The 7230-nt window shown below is 59.7% G+C and carries 9 protein-coding genes; all 9 read right to left on the reverse strand.

Annotated features, from left to right (window positions below; translation table 11 throughout):
* Window positions 1-21: 21 nt before the first annotated feature.
* Complete coding sequence (locus PMI22_RS23800) at window positions 22-201, reverse strand: PA3496 family putative envelope integrity protein (RefSeq protein ID WP_007898493.1); 180 nt, start codon at window positions 199-201, stop codon at window positions 22-24.
* 107 nt (window positions 202-308) lie between these two features.
* A complete protein-coding gene (gene nth, locus PMI22_RS23795) occupies window positions 309-947 on the reverse strand; it encodes an endonuclease III (protein WP_007943576.1) in 639 nt (212 codons plus the stop codon).
* Window positions 948-976: 29 nt separating this feature from the next.
* Window positions 977-1486, reverse strand: a complete 510-nt coding sequence (locus tag PMI22_RS23790) for an Rnf-Nqr domain containing protein (protein ID WP_007943577.1) — start codon at window positions 1484-1486, stop codon at window positions 977-979.
* Window positions 1479-2090 carry an RnfABCDGE type electron transport complex subunit G gene (locus PMI22_RS23785; RefSeq protein ID WP_033048853.1) on the reverse strand — a complete coding sequence of 204 codons (612 nt, stop codon included), beginning with the start codon at window positions 2088-2090 and terminating at the stop codon, window positions 1479-1481. The genes PMI22_RS23790 and PMI22_RS23785 overlap by 8 nt, the downstream gene beginning before the upstream one ends.
* Window positions 2087-3073 carry an RnfABCDGE type electron transport complex subunit D gene (locus PMI22_RS23780; RefSeq protein WP_007943579.1) on the reverse strand — a complete coding sequence of 329 codons (987 nt, stop codon included), beginning with the start codon at window positions 3071-3073 and terminating at the stop codon, window positions 2087-2089. The genes PMI22_RS23785 and PMI22_RS23780 overlap by 4 nt, the downstream gene beginning before the upstream one ends.
* Window positions 3060-4274, reverse strand: coding sequence for an electron transport complex subunit RsxB (gene rsxB / locus PMI22_RS23775; RefSeq protein ID WP_007943580.1), 1215 nt, complete (start codon window positions 4272-4274; stop codon window positions 3060-3062). Before rsxB ends, PMI22_RS23780 begins: the two co-directional genes overlap by 14 nt.
* Window positions 4271-4840: an Rnf-Nqr domain containing protein gene (locus PMI22_RS23770; RefSeq protein WP_007943582.1), complete on the reverse strand. Its 570-nt coding sequence runs from the start codon at window positions 4838-4840 to the stop codon at window positions 4271-4273. Before PMI22_RS23770 ends, rsxB begins: the two co-directional genes overlap by 4 nt.
* A gap of 143 nt (window positions 4841-4983) precedes the next feature.
* Window positions 4984-7035 carry a methionine--tRNA ligase gene (gene metG / locus PMI22_RS23765; protein ID WP_007943583.1) on the reverse strand — a complete coding sequence of 684 codons (2052 nt, stop codon included), beginning with the start codon at window positions 7033-7035 and terminating at the stop codon, window positions 4984-4986.
* 9 nt (window positions 7036-7044) lie between these two features.
* Window positions 7045-7230: hypothetical protein (locus tag PMI22_RS31880; RefSeq protein WP_007943584.1), on the reverse strand; the 186-nt coding region annotated here is incomplete at its 5' end.

Consider the following 7230-nt stretch of genomic DNA (forward strand, 5'->3'; position numbering starts at 1 on the left):
GTTTCGGGAGGCTTTCAGGTGTTAAAGGTCAAAATCGTAATCGGCCAATTGCTTTTGCAGTCGGCGCTCCTCCAGCAGATTGTCGATGGTGCGGCGTTTGCTCAGGTTGGTCTTTGCCACTTCAACCACCGGTTCAGCGTCATCGGCCTCAACGGGTGTGAAGTCGTCTTCTACGTCCAATTGCTCTTTGCCAGTGCTCATAAGGTCAACTCCAGGCTAAGACTGCCTTTGGCGCTCCTTATATCGACAATCGACCGGCGGGTAAAAAAGATTTTTTCAATCGATAGATCGTTAAATCTAATAGAGCCTCAATCGTCGGAGGTCTTTTGCTTGTATTCGCACAAATCCTCGATCCGGCAACTGCCGCAGCGGGGCTTGCGAGCCAGGCACACATAGCGCCCATGAAGGATCAGCCAGTGATGGGAGTCGAGCAAGTATTGCTTGGGTACAAACTTCATCAGTTTTTGCTCCACCTCGACCACATTTTTGCCGGGAGCAATACCGGTGCGGTTGCTGACCCGGAAAATATGGGTGTCCACCGCCATGGTCAGTTGGCGAAAGGCGGTATTGAGCACTACGTTCGCTGTCTTGCGGCCAACGCCGGGTAGCGCTTCCAGTTCTTCGCGGGTTTGCGGGACTTCGCCGCCATGGCGCTCCACCAACAGGCGACAGGTTTCGATCACGTTTTTCGCTTTGCTGTTAAACAGGCCGATTGTCTTGATGTATTCCGACAGCCCCTCGACACCCAGCGCATGGATCGCCGCCGGTGTATTGGCCACGGGATAGAGTTTGGCGGTGGCCTTGTTGACGCCGACATCGGTCGACTGGGCGGAAAGAATCACGGCAATCAGCAATTCGAATGGCGATGAATAGGCCAGTTCAGTCTTCGGTTCCGGGTTGTCTTCGTGAAACCGGCGGAAAATTTCCAAGCGTTTTGCGGCATTCATGAGCGATGCGTTTCCTGAAAAACAGTCAATCATTGTGAGGGCGTCGAACGGGCCCAGGCCTGTCGTGCCGCGATCAATAATCCCAGCAGAATGAACCCGCCGGGGGCCAGCGTGGCGAAGTGCAAGCCACCGTTGCCAGCCAGTTCGCGCAGCAGGCCCAGGCCGACCATCAACGCGCCAAACAGGGCGCACAGGCGCAAGCGGTCCAGGCGTGGGCTCTGAAAGAAACCGTTGTACTCCAGCACAACGCATTGCAGGGCGATCAACCCTGCGTAAAGCGCTACCGGTTGGTGCCATTGAAGGGACCAGACTTGTGCGGCCATTTGCGCGCAGCTGGTGAGTGTGGCGGCCAGCAGGAGGCAGGCGAGCAAGCGGGCGGACGGAACCAGCCGGGATCGCAAGACCCACATGCCAGCGCCATAAGCACTGATCACCACGATGAACATCAGCCACAATCCCAGCGCCGCCACCCAGGAGGTCGTCGCGCCAATCAGGGGCGCAAGCATCAGCGAATTTTGCAGGGCCTGGGACCTAGTCATGGGCGCTACTCCCGATCAATTGTTGCCGGTGTTCATCGAAGTAGCGTAACGCGTCGTGAATGGCACTGATCACCGCCCTTGACGTGCTGGTTGCACCCGCCACCTGATCGAATTGCCCCTGATCTTTTTTCAGGGCCCAGCCTGTGTCGTCGGGGTCGCTTCGAGACTTGCCGGCAAATGCCTGGAGCCAGGTATTGGGCCAGTCGGCGATCTTGCCACCCAGCCCCGGAGTTTCCGATTGCTTGAGGGTTTTGACTCCCAACAACTTGCCGTTGGGATCGATGGCAATCAGCAATTCGATTGAGCCTTCGTAGCCCATGGTCTGGCTGCGCAGCAAGACCGCGCTCGGCTGGCCGGCCTTGGTCGCCAGGTAGCCGCCCGGCAGCGTGCTGTTGGGCAAGGTGATGTTGGCGAGGGCGAGCGGCTGTTCCAGTGGTTGATTGTCGTAAGTTGCCGGTGGTAGCAGGTCCAGCAGGTTGCGGCTGTCGATCAGCCGTTGTTCAGCCGCAATGCGGGGGGCGCTGATGCGTTGCACGAGGTAGGTCGCGCCGATTCCCAGCCCGGCCAACAGCACCAGAATCACCATGCTTGAGGCTCGGCTCATGGGGTCACTTCTTGCCTGGACGCGACAAAGCGCTCCAGTGCTGGCACACAAAGGTTCATCAGCAGCACGGCAAATGCCAAGCCATCCGGATAGCCGCCCCAAGTCCGTATCAAGTAAGTCAGCACGCCCACACCAATACCAAAGAGCAACCGGGCGCCAGCACTTTTCGCACCGGACACCGGTTCCGTGACAATGAAAAAAGCCCCCAGCATGGTGGCGCCGGTCAGCAGATGAAACAGGGGGGAGCCATGGGAGTCGGAGCCCGAGCCGTTCCAGCACAGCAGGCTCATGACAAACAGACTGGCGAGCAAGCCGACCGGCGCATGCCAGCTGAACACTCGCTGTTGCAGGAGAAATGCGCCACCGGCCAGAAAGGCCAGGTTGACCCACTCCACGCCGCGTCCGCCAAAATGGCCGAACGCCGGGTTGCCGGCAAAGAGTTCATCCATGGTCAGGCTTTTGTTGATTCGCAGGCTGTCGAGCGCGGTGGCCTGGGCCCAGGCATCAGGTGTAGCGCTGAGATTGAATCCGAATATTTGTTGCAGGCCGCTGAGCAAGTCCATGCCGTGGGAGGACGGCCAGTGCGTCATTGGTTGGGGAAAGGCCACCAGCACCAGGGCGAAACCGAGCATCGCCGGGTTGAACGGATTCTTGCCAACGCCGCCGTACAGTTGTTTGCCAAGCAGCGCGAACGCCGTCGCACAGACCGTCAGCCACCACGGGCAGTAGGGCGGCAACGCCAGTGCCAGTAACGTCGCACTGACCAGTGCACTGCCGTCACTCAACGTCGGTGTGAGCGGGCGCTGGCGCAGTCGCAACACGGCGCCTTCAACCGCCAGCGCGGTAACGGTCGCCAGCAGCAGGTTGATCAATACGCCCCAGCCATACAGCCAGAAGAGCGTCAGCATTCCCGGCACGGTGGCCAGCAACACCAGTTTCATGGCCTGCTGGAGGCGTTCGTCCACCGGCTCAAGGGGCGACATAGGCATCCACCTGGCGCTGGGCTTCCAGCAAGCGCGCGCGGGCCTTGTCGATCAATTCGCCTGGGGTGTCCGCACCTCGTTCAAGTTTGCTGACGTCGGCACGGGCGTAGGCCAATTCGGTTTTCAGCTGTCGAAGCTGGCTGTCGATGGGGCGCTTTTCCACTCGCGTCAGGTCCGGCAGTGGCTGTTCACTCGCCGCCTCAGCGACGTGCAAGGCTTGTTCCGACTCGTTGAGTGCGCGTTGCAGGGCTTCGATTTGTTCGGCCGGTGCGTCCTTGGTCTGGGCTTTCTTGAGTTCGGCGCGGCGCATCGCCAACTGGATCTTCGCCCGTTTCAATTCGGCGTCCTTCGCCGGTGCAACCGGTGTCGGGGCTGGCGATGAACTGCTTTCCAATTGCGCCAAGGTCTGTTCGGCGGCTTCAAATTGTTGCTGAAGTACGATCAGTTGCGACTGCTGCTCGAAGGTCGGTGGATGCCCGAAGGCCTTTAGCGACTTGTTCAGTTGCGCCCGACTCATCGCCAGATCGATCTTGGCCTTTTTCAACGCCGCATCGGCGCTCGCCGCTTTTTGTGCACGCACGCGTTCAAGTGCTGCCTGTACCGGGTCGAGCGTAGCCATTTCAGCGGGCACAACGCTGCGTTGGGCGCGAGCCTGGCGCTCAGCGAGTTTCTGTTGTTCCTCACGCTGCAAGCGGGCATTGCGCTGTTCAAATCGGCGCCGGGCATGGTTGCGTTTGGCGGCGCGAGCGCGCTGCTCCTCAAGGCTGAAGGCCAGGCCTCCGACAATTGGCAGCACCGTGGTCAGCGGTAGCGGTCGCATCTCGATGCAGTCCACCGGGCAGGGCGCTACACAAAGATCACAACCGGTGCATTCGTCGATGATCACCGTGTGCATCAACTTGGCAGCACCGACGATGGCATCCACCGGGCAGGCCTGGATGCATTTGGTGCAACCGATGCATTCGGCTTCGCGAATGTAAGCGATTTGCGCCGGGGCCGAGCCGCGACTGACGTCCAGTTCGAGCAGCGGCACTTTCAGCAGATCGGCCAGGGCCGCGATGGTTTCGCTGCCGCCGGGCGGGCACTTGTTGATCGGCTCGCCGCTGGCGATGCCTTCGGCGTAGGGCTTGCATCCGGGATGGCCACATTTGCCGCATTGCGTCTGCGGCAAGAGGGCGTCGATGCGTTGAATCAGACTCATGTTTTGATCAGTCCGCTAAATCCGAGAAATGCCACCGCGATCAATCCGGCACCGATCAACTCGATCGGCAGGCCACGAAAGGGCAGGGGGATATCGTTATCGAGTGTGCGTTGGCGCAAATCGCTGAACAGGCTCAGCACCAGCCAAAACCCTAGCCCGGCGCCGAGGCTCAGGAAGGTGGCGTGAAAGAATCCTTTGTCGTCCTGAGCGTTGAGCAGCGTCAACCCGAGCACACCCGCGTTGCCCAAAAGCAGTGGCCAGAGACCGTCGAACTTAAGCGTTGGCAGTGCGTGCGACAGCCCTTTCAACAACGGCGCAATCAACAAGACGCTTAATGGCAAGAACACGAACAGACGCAGCGACGTCAATTCCAGAGGGGCCAGCAGCCAATGGTCAGCCGCGTAACCCAACGTGCCGACCATCCACATCAGGCACGTCGTCGCGATACCCAAGGCATGGACTTGACGATGTTCGTTACCCAGCAGCGAATCGGCGGCCAGCGGCCAGTACAACACGACGTTGTTGATCAGGGCAGCGCTGATAAGCGTAAGAAGCATCTCGGTCATGATCGTGCCGGCAAGAACAGGGGCTTTTTAACGCAGCGGTCTAAAAAGCTTAGGCATTATCCGGCAAGGACGGAGGGTGGGCCAGATATGAAAATCCCACAGTCGCGTCTGGCACGACTGTGGGATCGATTTACCGCACAAACTTACTTGATACGCTGACCCGGCTTGGCGCCGCTATCAGGGCTCAGCAAGTAGATTTCTTCACCACCAGGGCCAGCCGCCATCACCATGCCTTCGGAGATGCCAAATTTCATTTTCCGCGGCTTGAGGTTGGCGATCATCATGGTCAGGCGACCATCGAGCTTGGACGGATCCGGATAAGCGCTCTTGATCCCGGAGAACACGTTGCGTTGCTCGTCACCGATGTCCAGGGTCAGGCGCAGCAGCTTGTCAGCGCCTTCCACGTGCTCGGCCTTGAGAATCAGCGCGACGCGCAGGTCGACCGCAGCAAAGGCGTCGAACTCGATTTCTGGCGACAGGGGATCCTTGGCCAGTTCGCCGTTGCCGGCCGGTGCGGCTTCGCCGGTGTCGGTTGCGCTGGCGGTCAGGTCTTCTTTGGATGCGTCGCTCATGGCTTGTACTTTTACCGGGTCGATACGAGTCATCAACGGCTTGAACTCGTTCAGCTGATGGTTGCTGAGCAAGGTCGCGTGGTCATTCCAGGTCAGCGGCGCGACGTTCAGGAACGCCTCGGCGTCGGCGGCCAGTAGCGGCAGCACGGGCTTGAGGAAGATCACCAGCTGGCGGAACAGGTTGACGCCCAGGGCGCAGATGGCCTGGACTTCATCCTGCTTGCCTTCCTGTTTGTTCAGCGACCACGGTGCCTTGTCGGCGATCCAGGCGTTGGCACGGTCGGCCAGGCCCATGATTTCACGCATGGCGCGGGCGAAGTCGCGAGCTTCGTAAGCCTCGGCGATGCTTGGCGCAGCAGCGAGGAACGCATCGGTCAGCTCTGGCGCGGCATTCCCCGCCACCAGCACACCGGCGTTGCCTTTATGGATGAAACCGGCGCAGCGACTGGCAATGTTGACGACTTTGCCGACCAGGTCCGAGTTGACCTTCTGCACGAAGTCTTCGAGGTTCAGATCGAGGTCGTCGACGCCACGGCTCAGTTTGGCCGCGTAGTAGTAGCGCAGGTATTCCGGCGACAGGTGATCCAGATACGTCCGGGCCTTGATGAAGGTGCCGCGCGACTTGGACATTTTCTGACCGTTGACGGTCAGGTAGCCGTGTACGTTGATGCCGGTCGGTTTACGGAAACCGGCGCCTTCGAGCATGGCTGGCCAGAACAGGGCGTGGAAGTTGACGATGTCCTTGCCGATGAAATGGTACAGCTCGGCCGTGGAATCCTTGCCCCAGAACGCGTCGAAGTCCAGCTCCGGGGTGCGGTCGCACAGGTTCTTGAAGCTGGCCATGTAGCCGATTGGCGCATCCAGCCACACATAGAAATATTTGCCTGGCTCGTCTGGAATCTCGAAACCGAAGTACGGCGCATCGCGGGAGATGTCCCACTGTTGCAAGCCGGCATCCAGCCATTCGGCGATCTTGTTGGCCACGGCGTCTTGGAGGGTGCCGCTGCGGGTCCAGGTTTGCAGCATCTCCTGGAAGTCCGGCAGTTTGAAGAAAAAGTGCTGGGAATCCTTGAGCACCGGCGTGGCGCCAGAGATCGCCGACTTCGGATCCTTCAGATCGGTTGGGGCATAGGTCGCACCGCATTTTTCGCAGTTGTCGCCGTACTGGTCTTCGGTGCCACATTTCGGGCAGGTGCCCTTGATGAAGCGGTCGGCCAGGAACATTTTCTTTTCCGGGTCGAAGTACTGCGTGATCGAGCGCTGGGCAATGTGCCCGGCGTCGCGCAGCTTCAGGTAGATCTGGCTCGACAGCTCACGGTTTTCTTCGGCGTGAGTGGAGTGGAAGTTATCGAAGTCCACCAGGAACTCGGCAAAGTCGGCGCTGTGTTCAGCCTGGACGTTGGCGATCAGTTGTTCCGGGGTGATGCCTTCCTTTTCCGCGCGCAGCATGATCGCCGAACCGTGGGCGTCGTCGGCGCAGACATAAATGCATTGATTGCCGCGGTGCTTCTGGAAGCGCACCCACATATCGGTCTGGATGTATTCCAGCATGTGGCCAAGATGGATCGAACCATTGGCATAGGGCAGGGCGCTGGTGACGAGGATCTTGCGTGGCTCGGACATGGGGCTCGGCTACTTGATGAAACGGAGGTCGGCCACTATAAAGCGCTGGCGCATATTTTTCACCCCCAAGGCCGGCACCGCGGACCCTTGTAGCAGCTGCCGAAGGCTGCGTTCGGCGGCGAAGCCGTCGTAAATCCGGACACTGCGGTGTTTCAAATGAATGCGAGATGACCGGATTGGCGACTGCTTCGCAGC

The sequence above is a fragment of the Pseudomonas sp. GM21 genome (assembly GCF_000282215.1).
Classification (GTDB): domain Bacteria; phylum Pseudomonadota; class Gammaproteobacteria; order Pseudomonadales; family Pseudomonadaceae; genus Aquipseudomonas.

Bases quoted from the DNA above. Each gene is read 5' to 3' on its own strand.
- PMI22_RS23800 (WP_007898493.1), bottom strand. From the start codon at position 201: ATGAGCACTGGCAAAGAGCAATTGGACGTAGAAGACGACTTCACACCC.
- nth (WP_007943576.1), bottom strand. From the start codon at position 947: ATGAATGCCGCAAAACGCTTGGAAATTTTCCGCCGGTTTCACGAAGAC.
- PMI22_RS23790 (WP_007943577.1), bottom strand. From the start codon at position 1,486: ATGACTAGGTCCCAGGCCCTGCAAAATTCGCTGATGCTTGCGCCCCTG.
- PMI22_RS23785 (WP_033048853.1), bottom strand. From the start codon at position 2,090: ATGAGCCGAGCCTCAAGCATGGTGATTCTGGTGCTGTTGGCCGGGCTG.
- PMI22_RS23780 (WP_007943579.1), bottom strand. From the start codon at position 3,073: ATGTCGCCCCTTGAGCCGGTGGACGAACGCCTCCAGCAGGCCATGAAA.
- rsxB (WP_007943580.1), bottom strand. From the start codon at position 4,274: ATGAGTCTGATTCAACGCATCGACGCCCTCTTGCCGCAGACGCAATGC.
- PMI22_RS23770 (WP_007943582.1), bottom strand. From the start codon at position 4,840: ATGACCGAGATGCTTCTTACGCTTATCAGCGCTGCCCTGATCAACAAC.
- metG (WP_007943583.1), bottom strand. From the start codon at position 7,035: ATGTCCGAGCCACGCAAGATCCTCGTCACCAGCGCCCTGCCCTATGCC.